13 protein-coding genes are annotated in these 13,167 nt (G+C 60.6%); 6 read left to right on the top strand and 7 right to left on the bottom strand.

The features are described from left to right. Position 1: 1 nt before the first annotated feature. On the top strand, positions 2-2,227 hold the full coding sequence (locus tag LC094_RS09535; RefSeq protein ID WP_226552308.1) for a glycosyltransferase family 2 protein: 2,226 nt from the start codon (positions 2-4) through the stop codon (positions 2,225-2,227). Beyond that, positions 2,224-3,135, top strand: a complete 912-nt coding sequence (locus tag LC094_RS09530) for a hypothetical protein (protein WP_226552306.1) — start codon at positions 2,224-2,226, stop codon at positions 3,133-3,135. Before LC094_RS09535 ends, LC094_RS09530 begins: the two co-directional genes overlap by 4 nt. Positions 3,136-3,148: 13 nt before the next feature. Here LC094_RS09530 and rpe read toward each other — a convergent pair whose 3' ends face one another. Continuing rightward, a complete protein-coding gene (rpe, locus tag LC094_RS09525) occupies positions 3,149-3,847 on the bottom strand; it encodes a ribulose-phosphate 3-epimerase (protein ID WP_226552303.1) in 699 nt (232 codons plus the stop codon). 229 nt (positions 3,848-4,076) lie between these two features. On the opposite strand from rpe, the gene LC094_RS09520 reads away from it, so the two are divergent. The 3 genes from LC094_RS09520 to LC094_RS09510 all read left to right on the top strand — a co-directional run bounded on the left by LC094_RS09520 (position 4,077) and on the right by LC094_RS09510 (position 8,467). Further along, positions 4,077-4,919, top strand: a complete 843-nt coding sequence (locus LC094_RS09520) for a helix-turn-helix domain-containing protein (protein WP_226552301.1) — start codon at positions 4,077-4,079, stop codon at positions 4,917-4,919. 71 nt (positions 4,920-4,990) lie between these two features. Then, entirely contained in the window at positions 4,991-6,004 is a 1,014-nt protein-coding gene (gene deoC, locus LC094_RS09515; protein WP_226552298.1) for a deoxyribose-phosphate aldolase, read from the top strand. A 132-nt stretch (positions 6,005-6,136) separates the two neighbouring features. Then, on the top strand, positions 6,137-8,467 hold the full coding sequence (locus LC094_RS09510; RefSeq protein ID WP_226552296.1) for an aldehyde dehydrogenase family protein: 2,331 nt from the start codon (positions 6,137-6,139) through the stop codon (positions 8,465-8,467). Positions 8,468-8,491: 24 nt separating this feature from the next. Here LC094_RS09510 and LC094_RS09505 read toward each other — a convergent pair whose 3' ends face one another. From LC094_RS09505 to LC094_RS09490, 4 genes are all read right to left on the bottom strand, one after another. Beyond that, positions 8,492-9,019, bottom strand: coding sequence for a methyltransferase family protein (locus LC094_RS09505; RefSeq protein ID WP_226552293.1), 528 nt, complete (start codon positions 9,017-9,019; stop codon positions 8,492-8,494). Then, on the bottom strand, positions 9,016-9,648 hold the full coding sequence (locus LC094_RS09500; RefSeq protein WP_226552291.1) for a DUF1523 family protein: 633 nt from the start codon (positions 9,646-9,648) through the stop codon (positions 9,016-9,018). The genes LC094_RS09505 and LC094_RS09500 overlap by 4 nt, the downstream gene beginning before the upstream one ends. A 10-nt stretch (positions 9,649-9,658) precedes the next feature. Then, entirely contained in the window at positions 9,659-9,925 is a 267-nt protein-coding gene (locus LC094_RS09495) for a hypothetical protein (protein WP_226552290.1), read from the bottom strand. A gap of 86 nt (positions 9,926-10,011) precedes the next feature. Continuing rightward, positions 10,012-10,398, bottom strand: coding sequence for a hypothetical protein (locus LC094_RS09490; protein WP_226552288.1), 387 nt, complete (start codon positions 10,396-10,398; stop codon positions 10,012-10,014). 152 nt (positions 10,399-10,550) lie between these two features. Here LC094_RS09490 and LC094_RS09485 point away from each other — a divergent pair, with 152 nt between their 5' ends. Further along, positions 10,551-11,114 (top strand): hypothetical protein, encoded by a 564-nt coding sequence (locus LC094_RS09485; protein ID WP_226552287.1) that lies wholly within the window; start codon positions 10,551-10,553, stop codon positions 11,112-11,114. 69 nt (positions 11,115-11,183) lie between these two features. Here LC094_RS09485 and LC094_RS09480 read toward each other — a convergent pair whose 3' ends face one another. Beyond that, entirely contained in the window at positions 11,184-12,440 is a 1,257-nt protein-coding gene (locus LC094_RS09480; RefSeq protein ID WP_226552285.1) for an aminotransferase-like domain-containing protein, read from the bottom strand. 264 nt (positions 12,441-12,704) lie between these two features. Next, a complete protein-coding gene (locus tag LC094_RS09475; protein ID WP_226552284.1) occupies positions 12,705-13,046 on the bottom strand; it encodes a hypothetical protein in 342 nt (113 codons plus the stop codon). Positions 13,047-13,167 lie beyond the last annotated feature (121 nt).

Here is a 13,167-nt window from a genome sequence, read left to right as displayed (position 1 = left end):
TATGGCACAGTTTGACAGACATCACATCCAATCGCGCGATCTGGGCCCGGCAGTGCTTTTGGCCGCCGTTCAGACGGGGGACGCAGGCGCACATCTGTTTTTCACCAAAGGCTCCGAGGTCAGCCCCATCGTGGCCGAAAAGCTTTTGGATGCGGCCGAGACCCGCAGTGTAGGCGATGCGCCGTGGCTCACCGGGCGCATCCCCGGGGGCGGCATTCAGGCGTTTTTCAACAGCGAATTGATGGACATCGCCCCCAAGGCACCAGAACCCTCGCTGATGGCCGGGCGCAATGTGGCGCTGGCCACGCGCAATGGCGAGACGGCGGAAACGGTGCTGGAGTGGCTGGGCTATCACGTCAAACATCAGGGCCTGACAGGCGCGGTCATTCTGGATCGCGCGGCCCCCGGCACGGATGAGGCATTTGCCAAAGCGCTGGAAAGCGGCCTGAAAAATTTCGACGATCTCACCGTGCTTCTGGTCGATTGCGATGTGCCCTTGGGACAGGCCGACAGCGCGCCTGAGCACCACCCTTTCGTCACCCCCGGCGCGCCGGGCAAGGACCGGATGAAGGTGCCAACTCCCGATCCATGGTCCGCGCCTTTGGGCGATGTGTTGATCTATGAGATGCTGCGGCACCTCTTTCTGAACGAGGCCCGCGCGGTGGCCAATATCGAGGTCTATGACCTCGTCCCCCGTGATCCGCGCGGCACGATGTTCGATCTTGCTCAAAGGGCCAAAGGCGGCGTGGTGCAGCTTGTCGGCCAACAATGCTATCCGTGGCGTGTGCGGGACGACGATCCCGTGCGCTTTGCCGATCACATTTGCATTCAGTTCGACGCCAAGAAACGTCGTGGCCGTTGGTGCGCCGCGATGAGTGCGCTCGACGATCAGGCCGTGTTCCGTCTGGTGCGGATCGGCGGGGTCGAGCCGGAGGTCGCCTATCCGTTTTACCGCTTTATGGCGCTCCGCCACCGCGCGCCCACTGTGTCGAAAATCGTCCCCAAGGCCTCGCTGATCGAACATGCGCCGCTGATCAAAATGTCGGAGCAGGAATGGGATCACAAACCGATCCTCATGCCGCATGAAGAGGTGGAACAGCCGCCCAAGGGCGACAATTCGGTCGCGATTGTGACCTGCATGAAAAACGAGGGGCCGTTCATCCTCGAATGGCTGGCCTATCACCGCGCGATCGGGATCGAGGGTTTTCTGGTCTACACCAATGATTGCACGGACGGCACCGACACCTTCCTCGATCTGTTGCAAGAGAAAGGCTACGTCCAGCACCGCGACAACAAGTTTCACGGCACCGGATTGAAACCGCAGCACCACGCGTTGCAGCAGGCCGAGAAAGAACCCGTCGTGATGGAAAGCGACTGGGCGATCTCCATGGATGTGGACGAGTTCATCGACATCAAGGTGGGTGACGGCACGATGACCGCGCTCTTCGATGTGGTGCCGGACGCGAACCTGATTTCCTGCACTTGGCGGCTCTTTGGCAACAACGATGTGCATGAGTACGAAGACCGGTTTTTGATCGAACAGTTCTTTCGTTGCGCGCCCGAATTTGCCAACAAACCGCATCAGGCCTGGGGATTCAAAACTCTGTTCAAGAATGTCGGTCTGTTCAAGAAATTGGGCGTTCATCGGCCCAAAGGCCTCAAACCGCAGATCTGGGACAAGATCCGCTGGTACAATGGCTCCGCCAAACCCATGCCGGAGGGCGAATACCGCAACGCCTGGCGGTCGAACGCCTCGACCTATGGCTATGACGTGGTGCAGCTCAACCACTACGCGGTGCGCTCGGCGGAAAGCTTTCTCGTGAAACGCGACCGGGGCCGGGTGAACCACGTGGACCGCGACCAAGGCCTCGCCTATTGGTTCCGCATGAACAACAACTTCGAGGAAGAACGCTCGATCCAGCGGATGATCCCGAAGCTTCAGGCGGAGTTCGACCGGCTGCTGGCCGACCCCGACATTCGCGCCCTGCACGAGGCCTGTGTCAAAGCCCATAAGGACAAGATTGCGGAGCTGCGGGCGACGGAAAACTATAGCAATTTCTATACTGAGTTGACCGGCCTGCGGATGGAAAAACTCAGCCGCATGCACCGCCATTTCGGCGCCAACGTGTTTCTCACCGGCCCGGAATGCGTGCCCGACGAAGTGTTGGAACGAGACGGCGAGGAGAAATTCTTTTTCACCGTGGATCGCGGGGAGACGGCACATTGAGCGACGCCAAAGCGACAGAAAAACCGCGTGTGACGCTGCATATCGGGGTGCATTTCACCACCGACGGCTACCTGCAACGCTCCGTCTCCGTGAACCGTGCGCCGCTCAAGGCGCATGGCGTGCATGTCCCCGCCAAGCGTCACACCTGGGGCGTGATTTCCAAGATGCTCGAGGGCCTCGATGGCCTGCCGCCGATTGTCGAGGAAGAGGACGAGGTGCGCCGCGCGCTCTTGGGCAAATCCGGGGCGCAGCATCTGTTTCTGGCCGATGACCGCTGGGCCGCTCCGCTGCGGGACGCGGTGGATGGTGAAACGCTTTATCCCGGCATTGGGGACCGTGTCGCGGCGGTGGCCGAGCTGTTTTCCGCCTCGGAGTTGCAGATCAGCATGGCGTTGATCAATCCGGCGATTTTCATGAGCAACAGCTTTGCGTCGGGCACCGCGCCGCGTCTGCTGAGCACCTTTGTCGATCATGTCGCCCCGGAGGGCCTGCGCTGGCGCGATACGGTCGAGGCCTTGCGCAAAGCCGTGCCCAATGTGCCGCTTCTGATCTGGGCCGAAGAGGACGCGCCGCTGATCTGGCCGACCGTGATGCGGCGCCTGTTTCACCTGCCCCCAGAGGTGCCGGTGTCCGGGCGCATCCTGCCGCTGAAACCTTTGTTGGTGGAGGAAGGCTTTGAGCGGCTGAAAACCTATTTGATCAGCCATCCGCCGGAAACGACCGTTCAATATGAGAGAGTCATGCTGGCGTTCATGGACAAATATGGACGCGAAGAGGCTCTGGCGCCGCGCTGTGACATCCCCGGCTGGGACGCGGAGGCCATCGATGTTTTGACCGCGCATTACGAGGAAGACCTCGAGGCCTTGGCACAGGAAGAGGGCATCACCCTCCTCCAGCCTGTCTCGTGAACGTCTCGCCCGCTTAGCGCGCCGCCTCGGCAGCCGCGCGAATGGCGCGGATGTTGTCGCCGTAGGGGATCGGGTTCACGACAGAGCCGCCCTTGAACACCGCGGAGCCCGCGACCAGCGCGTCGGCCCCCGCAGCCGCCACCAAAGGTGCCGTGCTCGGGTCCACACCGCCGTCGATCTCGATGTGGATCGGACGATCGCCGATCATCTCGCGCAGCTGTTTGATTTTCTCGATCTGGGAGTGGATGAATTTCTGGCCGCCAAAGCCCGGGTTCACGGTCATCACACAGATCAGATCGACCATATCCAAGAGGTATTCGACGCTTTCCGCCGGGGTGCCGGGGTTGAGCGCCACGCCCGCTTTCGCGCCATTGGCACGGATCGCCTGCATGGTGCGGTGAATATGCGGGCCCGCCTCGACATGGGCGGTGATGATGTCGGCGCCAGCCTCTGCGAAGGCCTCGATATAGGGATCGACAGGCGCGATCATCAGGTGCACATCCATGACCGTTTTGATATGCGGGCGGATCGCTTGGCACATCGCCGGGCCAAAGGTCAGGTTCGGCACGAAATGCCCGTCCATGACATCGACGTGAATCCAGTCGGCACCCTGGGCTTCGACGGCTTCGATCTCTTGGCCGAAATTCGCGAAATCGGCGGCGAGGATGGAAGGGGCGATCTTGATCGAGCGCTCAAAGCTCTGGCTGGACATGGTGGCGATTCCTCAAACTGGCAGTCTTCGCGCTGCATCTACCCCGTTTGCCCGTCCCTGTCACCTTTCCTCTGTTTCGGCACGGATGAGCCGGTGTCAGGGCCTGCGACAGGCGACTTCTTGCCTGCCTTGCTCGCGAATGCAGCAAAACCTCCCACCGTCCTGATTTCCTGTTCAGAAATAAAGGAAAGGTCACGAATCATCTGCGAACATGTGCTAGCTTTACGTCATGGATATCACCCAATTGCAGCAGTCAGACATTTTGAGCCAAGGAGAACAGTTTCACTTCTCCCGCTCCGTCCTGTCGCGTGCGCGCCCCAAGGCGCTGCACGATCAGGATTATTATGAGCTGTTCTGGTTGCACAACGGGCGCGCGCGGCTGGTCACCGAGACCTCGCAGGTGAAGTTGACCGAGGGCGATCTGGTGTTCCTCCCGCCGGGGTATCCCCATGCGCTACAAGGCGTCGGCGACGAGAGCCATATCGTCAACATCATCCTCAAGCGCAAACGGATCAGGGAATTGACCGACCGCTTCCCGGAACTGGCGCCCTATTTTCCGGCCCCCGGGTCGCTTCCCGTGCAAATCCACCGCGACATGCGCCATTTGTCGCGACTGTCTACCGCAGCCAAGGCGCTTGAAGCCGCGCCGCGCAGCTCGCTTTATCTCGAGGCCTTTCTCTTGCCGCTGGTGGCCGAACTGTTGTCAGAGGCCCGCGATGAAAACGCCGCCATGCCCACGTGGCTGAGCGACGCCTTGATCCGTGCCGAAGATCCGTCGGTGTTCCGCGAAGGCGCTTCGGGACTTGTGGCGCAATGCGGCAAGGCCCATGCCCATGTCGCCCGCACCATGCAAATGCATCTGCACCAAACGCCCTCGGATTACATCAACACGCTGCGCATGGAGTTCGCCGCGCGTCAGCTCAAGGGCACGCCGGATTCTCTGTCGGAAATCGCAGATGAGATCGGCATTCACAACATGAGCCATTTTCACCGCCTGTTCCGCGCGCGGTTCGGCATGACGCCGCGTCAGTACCGCGTGAAACATCAAAAGGGCGTGGTGCAGCCCGTTTGACCAAATGGTCAATGATTGCCAAATCCCTCGGACCATGCGAGCTTGCGCATAAGTTGAAACGGAGCTTGCAAATGAGCACACCCGATAGGACCGCTGAGGCCACAAGCCTCGCGACACGTACCGCGCAATTGCCGCAGGTTCATGAACCGCGCAATCCCGGCATGGAACTGGATTTGGACGTGGTGGAACGCCAGCGCGTGAACACCTCCGCTGTCGAGCGACGCTGTGCCACACTGCCCGGACGTCGGTCGGTGAAGAAAGATCATCAGGCGGCATGGCTGTTGAAAGCGATCACCATGATCGACCTCACCACTTTGGCGGGCGATGACACGGCGGGGCGCGTGCGGCGTCTTTGCGCCAAAGCCGCGCGTCCTGTGCGCGCCGATCTGTTGGACGCCATGGGCATGCCCGCGATCACAACCGGCGCGGTCTGTGTCTATCACGATATGGTCGAAACCGCGGTCGAGGCGCTGGACGGCACCGGCATTCCGGTCGCCGCCGTCTCGACGGGGTTTCCGGCGGGCCTCTCGCCCTATCATCTGCGCGTCAAAGAGATCGAGGAAAGCGTCAAGGCGGGCGCGAAAGAGATCGACATCGTGATCTCCCGGCGTCACGTTTTGACCGGCAATTGGCAGGCGCTTTACGATGAGATGCGCGAATTCCGTGCGAGTTGTGGCGAGGCGCATGTGAAGGCCATTCTGGCGACCGGCGAATTGGGGTCGCTGCGCAATGTCGCGAAAGCCTCGCAGGTCTGCATGATGGCAGGCGCCGATTTCATCAAGACCTCCACCGGCAAGGAAAGCGTCAACGCCACCCTGCCCGTCTCTTTGGTGATGATCCGTGCGATCCGCGACTATCATGCCCGCACCGGCTACCGCATCGGCTACAAACCGGCAGGCGGGATTTCCAAGGCGAAGGATGCTTTGGTCTACCTGTCGCTGATCAAGGAAGAGTTGGGCGACCATTGGCTGTCGCCGCATCTGTTCCGCTTTGGGGCCTCGTCTCTCTTGGGCGACATCGAGCGGCAGTTGGAACACCATGTGACCGGGCAGTATTCTGCCTCTTGGCGGCATTCTATCGGGTGAGCGCCGGTTCGACGAAGTCGGCAAAGGCACCAGTGGAGCCTTTGAGGCGCGAACGGGCGGAGCCCCGGAAAAGGATATGATCATGACAACAAACATGAGTATTTTTGCCAAGAAAAAGCAGGGGCGCGGGCAATGAGCGTGAAAGAGATTTTCGACACGATGGACTATGGCATGGCGCCCGAAAGCGCGGCGGAGGCGCTGGCGTGGCTGGTGGATGGCGGTGATCGCTTTGGCCTGTTCATCGGTGGCAAGATGACGGAACCGGGCGCGGTGTTCGAGGCGAAGAACCCGGCCACGGGCGAGGTTCTGGCGCATCTGACGCAGGCCACCGAGGCCGATGTGGACGCCGCCGTGGCCGCCGCGCGCAAAGCGCAAAGCAAATGGGCGAAGGACAGCAAAGCGCGGGCCAAGGTGCTTTATGCGCTGGCGCGTCTGGTACAGAAACACGCGCGTTTGTTTGCCGTGTTGGAGACCTTGGATAACGGCAAGCCAATCCGCGAAAGCCGCGATATCGACGTGGCTCTGGTGGCGCGGCATTTCTATTACCACGCGGGCATGGCGCAGCTCATGGACGAGGAACTGCCGGGGCGCGAAGCGCTTGGCGTTTGCGGTCAGATCATCCCGTGGAACTTCCCGCTTTTGATGCTGGCGTGGAAGGTCGCGCCCGCGATTGCGATGGGCAACACGGTGGTGTTGAAACCGGCGGAATATACCTCGCTGACCGCTTTGCTCTTTGCGCAGATTTGCCAAGAGGCCGGTGTGCCGAAAGGCGTCGTCAACATCGTGACCGGCGACGGCGGGGTGGGCGAGATGATCGTGACGCATCCGGGCGTGGACAAAATTGCCTTCACCGGATCGACCGCCGTCGGACGGCGCATTCGCGAGGCAACCGCCGGGTCGGGCAAATCTCTGACGCTCGAGCTGGGCGGCAAATCGCCCTACATCGTCTTTGAAGATGCCGACATCGACAGCGCTATCGAAGGGCTGGTCGATGCGATTTTCTTCAATCAGGGGCAAGTTTGCTGCGCCGGATCGCGTTTGCTCGTTCAGGAAGGCATCGCCGAGGATTTCCACACGCGGCTTGTAGCGCGCATGGGCAACCTGCGCATCGGCAATCCTTTGGACAAGAGCATTGATGTCGGGGCCATCGTGGACCCGGTGCAATTGCAACGGATCGAAAGCCTCGTGACCAAGGGCGGCGCCGAGGGCACCGTTCATCAACCCGTGAAAGCGCCGGAGGGCTGTTTCTACCCGCCGACTTTGGTGTCGGGGCTGGAGCCCTCGTCGCTCTTGATGCAAGAGGAAATCTTTGGGCCGGTGCTCGTGTCCACCACCTTCCGCACGCCCGCCGAGGCGGTGCAGGTGGCGAACAACACGCGTTATGGCTTGGCGGCGTCGGTCTGGACCGAGAACGTCAATCTGGCGTTGGATATTGCGCCGAAACTGGTCGCGGGTGTCGTCTGGGTCAACGGGTCGAACATGTTCGATGCCGCGGCCGGATTTGGCGGTGTGCGCGAGAGCGGTTTTGGCCGCGAAGGTGGTTGGGAAGGGCTGATGGCCTATACCAAACCTGCGGGCAAAGCCACGCCGGTGAAGCCCGCAAAGGCGCATGTCAAACCCGATGACGTTGAGGTTCTCGGCCTTGATCGCACCGCAAAGCTCTACATCGGCGGCAAACAGGCGCGGCCCGATGGCGGTTATTCTCAGGCGATCTACTCGCCCAAAGGCAAACTGTTGGGCCATAGCTCGATTGCCAGCCGCAAGGACATTCGCAACGCGGTTGAGGCCGCGCAGGGTGCCAAAGGTTGGGCCAAAGCCACCGCCCACAACCGCGCGCAGGTGCTGTATTTCGTGGGCGAAAACCTCTCCGCCCGCACCGATGAATTCGCCACGCGCCTCCGCGAGCTGACCGGCACGACCGAGGCGAAAGCGCGAGGAGAAGTGACGGAGGCGATTGACACGCTCTTCACCTATGCCGCTTGGTGCGACAAGCTAGACGGGGCGGCAAAACCCGTGCCGATGCGCGGTGTGGCTTTGGCGATGAATGAACCCGTCGGCGTGATCGGTGCGTTTAGTGACGACCGGCCATTGGCGGGGTTGATCGAGGTGATCGCCCCCGCGATTGCCATGGGCAACCGGGTGATCGCCGTGGCCTCGGAGGCCTATCCTTTGGCTGCCACGGATTTCTATCAGGTGCTCGACACCTCAGACGTGCCCGCGGGTGTGGTCAACATCCTCACCGGACCGCACGCTGAGTTGGCCAAGACCATGGCCGGGCATATGGATGTCGAGGCGGTGTGGAGTTTCTCCTCCGCCGAGATTTCTGGCGTGATCGAAAAGGAGAGCGCCGGGAATCTCAAACGCACTTGGGTCAACAACGGGCTAAGCCGGGCATATCCGGCGCGGGACTGGTTGGCGCAGGCGACCGAGGTCAAGACGATCTGGGTGCCTTACGGGGAATAAGGAAAGGGGCCGCAAGGCCCCTTTTTACATCCGCCCAATCCAGCGCGGCGTTTTCTCGGAATAGCGTCGCCAATCGGCATTCTGACCCAGAACGACCTCTTCGGAACGCACCTGCATCACCGCAGACGCCGTCATGATCACGGCGGCCACGGCCATCGGCAGACCCACGAGCGGCGTCAAAAACCAACTGAGCGCGATTTGCCCGACAAAGACCGGATTGCGGGAAAGCCGAAACGGCCCGTCGGTGACGATCTCGCCGATCGCGCCCTCCTTGGTGCCGATCCGCCAAGAGCGGCCCATATAGGCCTGCGCATAGAGCGCGAAGGCGGCGGCGACCGCCGCAGGCACGATCCAGATCGGCGCGCCGCCTGCCCGTGTCACCACGGGCCAGAGCACAAGGATCCCGAAAGCAATACGAAAGCCCCAAGCCGCCCCAGCCTGACCCGCGTCAAACAGCCAAAGCTTTTGCCCGCTGCGCCGCGCCAGTGCCGCCGTCAACGCCAGAAATCCGGCGACATAGCCCGCGCTGACCAGCCATGCCAAAACACTCATCGACGGAACCACCCTTTGACCTTATCGACCGCGCTGTCTTTCTTTTCGTCGGCCAGTTCCAAGACGTCTTCGACATCATCGACCAGCGGCTCGATGGTCCGTTGGCGGAACTGTTGCCACATGCGGTAGAGGGTCACCACAAAGAGGAACAGCACCGTCAGGATGATGATATTGGCCCAGGGAATGATGGTCACATCCGGGCCCGCGACCGGTTTGATCCCCATCGCATTGGGGAAGACCGACAAAAGCTCCGAGCGCCAGCCATAGTGGGTCACAGAGACCCACTCCGGGGCCGCTCTGGTCGAGATCGAGTCATTCGCCTCGGTATAGAGGTTCGCCGTGTCGAATTTGAAATAGGGCGGCCAGCCCCAGCCGGTGTCTTCGTTGCGGTAGACGATGCTCTTGCCGTTCGGGCGCACGGCCTGAATGAACTGCACATCGCGGCTTTGCTGATTGGCGGTGCCATTGCCCGCCTCCTGCCAGAACATCGTGGTCCAGCCGGAAATGTCCTGACGTTCCTCATAGGTATTCACGATCCGCACGATGTCATGCTGCGGCAGGGTGTAATGCGCAAACCCTCCGACAATCAGAACGATCAGGGCGATCAGGGTCCATTTCACATAGCGCATCGGCGGGGCCTCACAGAAAATTCGTCACATAAAAGATCGCGGCAAAGACGATCAGCGGCAGGATATAGACCAGGAGCAACAGTTTCGGACGGAAAGAACGCTCATAGGCTTTGATCCCCTCCTCCACATAAGCGTCCCGCTCGCCAATGGAACCCTCTTTTTCCCAATCTTCTTCAAGACGTTCGCGGGTCAGCGAGCGGACATAAACGGTCAGGAGCCCGTAGAACAGGGTCATGACGACAAAGCCGATGATCAGAAACCGCAAAAAGCCCAGCATGGGTTTTCCCCTGTCACGCCGGGGTCGTCCGGCCGTTATCTTCAGCTTAGCTGCAGCGCCGCGAAAGCGCGAGGAATTTGATGGGGTTATGTGTCTTGGTCCGGAAAGTCATGGCGCATGGCCTCGTCGGATTTGATCTGTTCAACGCGGCGCGCGAGGCTGAGCCACGCCAGCCCCAAAAGAGGCAACCAGATCAGGCTCGCCAAAGCCGCGCGGCGGGCCAGAAAGCCGAACATCTGTCCCGGCGCATCTCGCATCGTCTGGATGACCGGCACGCCGTCGACCTCATAGAGAAAGGCGAACAAAGCCCCGCCCAGCACAAAGAGCCCCAAAGCGCTCAAAAGAACCGAGACGACCAGACGCTTTTGCGAGCGGGTCCCACGCGGGGTCAGCGCCAAAGGCAAGGCCAGCGCCACAACGCCGATCAGCCCCACCGGAAGGGCAATGCCGCTTATCACCCCCATGTCGATCATGCTTTTCGCCTCCCGACATGAGCCTTGGCGCATGCCACAAAATCACTCTTTCAAATGCGTTGCATCAGAGATGAGGTCCAATCCTCATTCTTCCCCTTGTGACAGAGGCCGGGCGCGTTTTCTATGATCTTGTCATCATCGGAGGGGACCCCATGACACTCAAATCACTTTTTATCGGCACCGGCTTTGGCCTGCTCATGGCGACAGGCGCCATGGCGGATGACGTCACCGACACGCTGCAAAGCGCGCTCAAAGCCTATGAAGACGGCGACGTCACCTATGCGCTCGAAGAGTTGGATTACGCCAAACAATTGATGCAAGAGATGAAAACCGGCGAATTGGCGGCCTTCCTGCCCGCCGCGCCAGTGGGCTGGACCGCAACGGAAGACAGCGACACCGTGGCCGGTTTTGCCATGATGGGCGGCGGCACGGCGGCCGCGCAAAGCTATACCAACGAATCTGGCGAGGAATTCACCATTTCCATCGTCGTCGACAGCCCGATGATTGCCATGATGGGCGGCATGATTTCCAACGCTGGTGCCATGGGCATGAAAACCGTGCGCGTGGGGCGTGAAAAATTCTTGGAGAACGAAGGCGAACTCACCGCCTTGGTCGAGGGCCGCGTCTTGGTGCAGGCCTCGGGCGAGCCGCGTGATGTGGTCTTGCCGCTTTTGGAGGGCATCGACTACCGCGCCTTGGGCCGCTTCGGCTACTAACTGTCCTGAGACAAAGACATAAAAAGAGGGGCCGTCGCGCCCCTCTTTTTCATTCCATTGAGAGCTGTTTCACAGCTGCGCGCGGATAACATCCCCCAAACGCGCAATGCCCTCTTCAATCTTCGCCGCCGCCGACATCGAGAAGTTGAGGCGCAGCGTGTTGCGGTTCGAGCCATCGGCATAAAACGCACCGCCCGGCACAAAGGCCACATTGGCTTTGAGCGCCTCTTTCAAAAGCTCCGCCCCATCCATGCCCTGCGGCAGGGTCACCCAGACGAACATCCCGCCATCGGGTTTCGTCCATTCAACGCCATCCGGCATGTGACGTTCGAGCGCCGCGAGCATCGCGTCCAGCCGCACGCCGTAAACCTCGCGCAGCTTGGCGACGTGATCTTCGAACACACCGTTCGCCACTTCGCTCACCGCGATCTGGTTGATCGTCGCGGTCTGAAGATCGGCGGCCTGTTTGGTGAGCACCATCTGGCTGATCACCGGTTTCGAGGCCACGGCCCAGCCGACGCGCAGCCCCGGCGCCAAGGTTTTCGAGAAAGACCCGAGGTAGATCGTGCGACAGGCGTCGATGTCGCCCTTCTCTTCGATCTCAAGCGCCAAGATCGGCTTGATCGCTTCGCCCCGATAGCGCAACTCCTGATAGGCCGCATCCTCGATCACCGCGCAATTCAGCGCCTCGGCGCGCGACAGCACGGTTCGGCGCTGATCTTCGGTCAGGGTCACGCCGGTCGGGTTGGCGAAATCCGTGGAAAGATAGGCGAATTTGACCTCTCCCCCAGCGGCTTTGGCGTCTGCCAAGACATCCTCGGTGGGCCGGTTGGTCTGCGGATCGATCCGGTCGTAACGCGGTTCATAGGCGTTGAACGCCCCCAGCGCGCCCATGTAGGTCGGCCAGGTCACAAGCGCCGTATCGCCTGCGTTCAGAAAGATTTTCCCGAGATAATCCAGCGCCTGCTGCGAGCCTGCCGTGATCAGGATGTTGTCACGCGTACAGGTCACACCGTGGCGTGCCATATAGCCAACGATCCAATCACGAAGCGGCGTGTAGCCCTCGGACGTGGAATATTGCAACGCGACCGCCGCGGCCTGCTCGCTCAGCGCCTTGGTCATCGCCTCGGCAAAGGCTTCGCGCGGAAAATAGGCCGGATCGGGAATGCCGCCTGCAAAGGAAATAATGTTCGGCTGGTCCAGAAGTTTGAGAAGCTCGCGGATCTCTGACGCTCGCATCCGCCCAGTGCGGTTGGCAAAAAGCTCGCTCACGCGGGCGGTTGTTTTTTCCAATGTGCTCTCGGCGAGGTTCTCTGGCAGACTCATCTTATTCTCCATTCAGCGCCCCGATGTCACACATTTGATTGGGGAAATCCACAAAAAGGATTTGCAACAATTTAAATGTGATTGATCCGGGAAAACCTTGGGGCTTTGAAATAAAAAAATGCCGCGGGAGTTTCCTCCTGCGGCATTTTTCCGTTCGCCCTAAGCGCTTGTCTCAAAGCGAACTGGACCACCCTTTAAAGCGTGTCTCAAAAATCGAGGGGACTGTTTTTGAGAGACGAAGCACATCTCTGTGCGGGGGACGCTTTATTGGATGTTGTTCACGTTGGTGTTGGCGACAGCCGCACCGTTTGCGCCGACGAGCACGAACTCGATGTTGGAGCGCGGAGCGGAGGACAGGCTGACTTTCACGTCGGTGTTGGCGCCGGCTTTGACGTCGGTGGAGCCGAGAAGTGCCACGCGCTCACCGCCGTGGACGGAGTAAACTTCGAGGGTCGCCGGAGCGTCGGCGCGGACGAGTTCCACGTTGGCGACGGTTTTGGAACCGGCTTGGTTGCCCGGGATGATGTAGTTCGGGCCAGCGAAAGCGGCGGAACCGGCAACGGCAACGATGGCAGCGGCAGCGAGGGTTTTGATGGAATTGGTCATGGTTTTGGTCCTTTTATCTGATGTTTAGCGGTCTCCCATCCGCCCTGAGCACTTGGCTCAGAGCGAACCGGACCAGCATGGAAAGCGCGGGTGCGCTTATTGGATGTTGTTCACGTTGGTT

Source organism: Celeribacter naphthalenivorans (assembly GCF_020524585.1).
In the GTDB taxonomy this organism is placed as follows: domain Bacteria; phylum Pseudomonadota; class Alphaproteobacteria; order Rhodobacterales; family Rhodobacteraceae; genus Celeribacter; species Celeribacter naphthalenivorans.
Note: the sequence above shows the minus strand (reverse complement) of the source record. Positions and strands in the feature narration are given on the sequence as shown.

Excerpts from the sequence above, each read along its gene's own strand:
- LC094_RS09535 (WP_226552308.1), top strand. The coding sequence starts at position 2 with ATGGCACAGTTTGACAGACATCACATCCAATCGCGCGATCTGGGCCCG.
- rpe (WP_226552303.1), bottom strand. The coding sequence starts at position 3,847 with ATGTCCAGCCAGAGCTTTGAGCGCTCGATCAAGATCGCCCCTTCCATC.
- LC094_RS09520 (WP_226552301.1), top strand. The coding sequence starts at position 4,077 with ATGGATATCACCCAATTGCAGCAGTCAGACATTTTGAGCCAAGGAGAA.
- deoC (WP_226552298.1), top strand. The coding sequence starts at position 4,991 with ATGAGCACACCCGATAGGACCGCTGAGGCCACAAGCCTCGCGACACGT.
- LC094_RS09510 (WP_226552296.1), top strand. The coding sequence starts at position 6,137 with ATGAGCGTGAAAGAGATTTTCGACACGATGGACTATGGCATGGCGCCC.
- LC094_RS09505 (WP_226552293.1), bottom strand. The coding sequence starts at position 9,019 with ATGAGTGTTTTGGCATGGCTGGTCAGCGCGGGCTATGTCGCCGGATTT.
- LC094_RS09500 (WP_226552291.1), bottom strand. The coding sequence starts at position 9,648 with ATGCGCTATGTGAAATGGACCCTGATCGCCCTGATCGTTCTGATTGTC.
- LC094_RS09495 (WP_226552290.1), bottom strand. The coding sequence starts at position 9,925 with ATGCTGGGCTTTTTGCGGTTTCTGATCATCGGCTTTGTCGTCATGACC.
- LC094_RS09490 (WP_226552288.1), bottom strand. The coding sequence starts at position 10,398 with ATGATCGACATGGGGGTGATAAGCGGCATTGCCCTTCCGGTGGGGCTG.
- LC094_RS09485 (WP_226552287.1), top strand. The coding sequence starts at position 10,551 with ATGACACTCAAATCACTTTTTATCGGCACCGGCTTTGGCCTGCTCATG.
- LC094_RS09480 (WP_226552285.1), bottom strand. The coding sequence starts at position 12,440 with ATGAGTCTGCCAGAGAACCTCGCCGAGAGCACATTGGAAAAAACAACC.
- LC094_RS09475 (WP_226552284.1), bottom strand. The coding sequence starts at position 13,046 with ATGACCAATTCCATCAAAACCCTCGCTGCCGCTGCCATCGTTGCCGTT.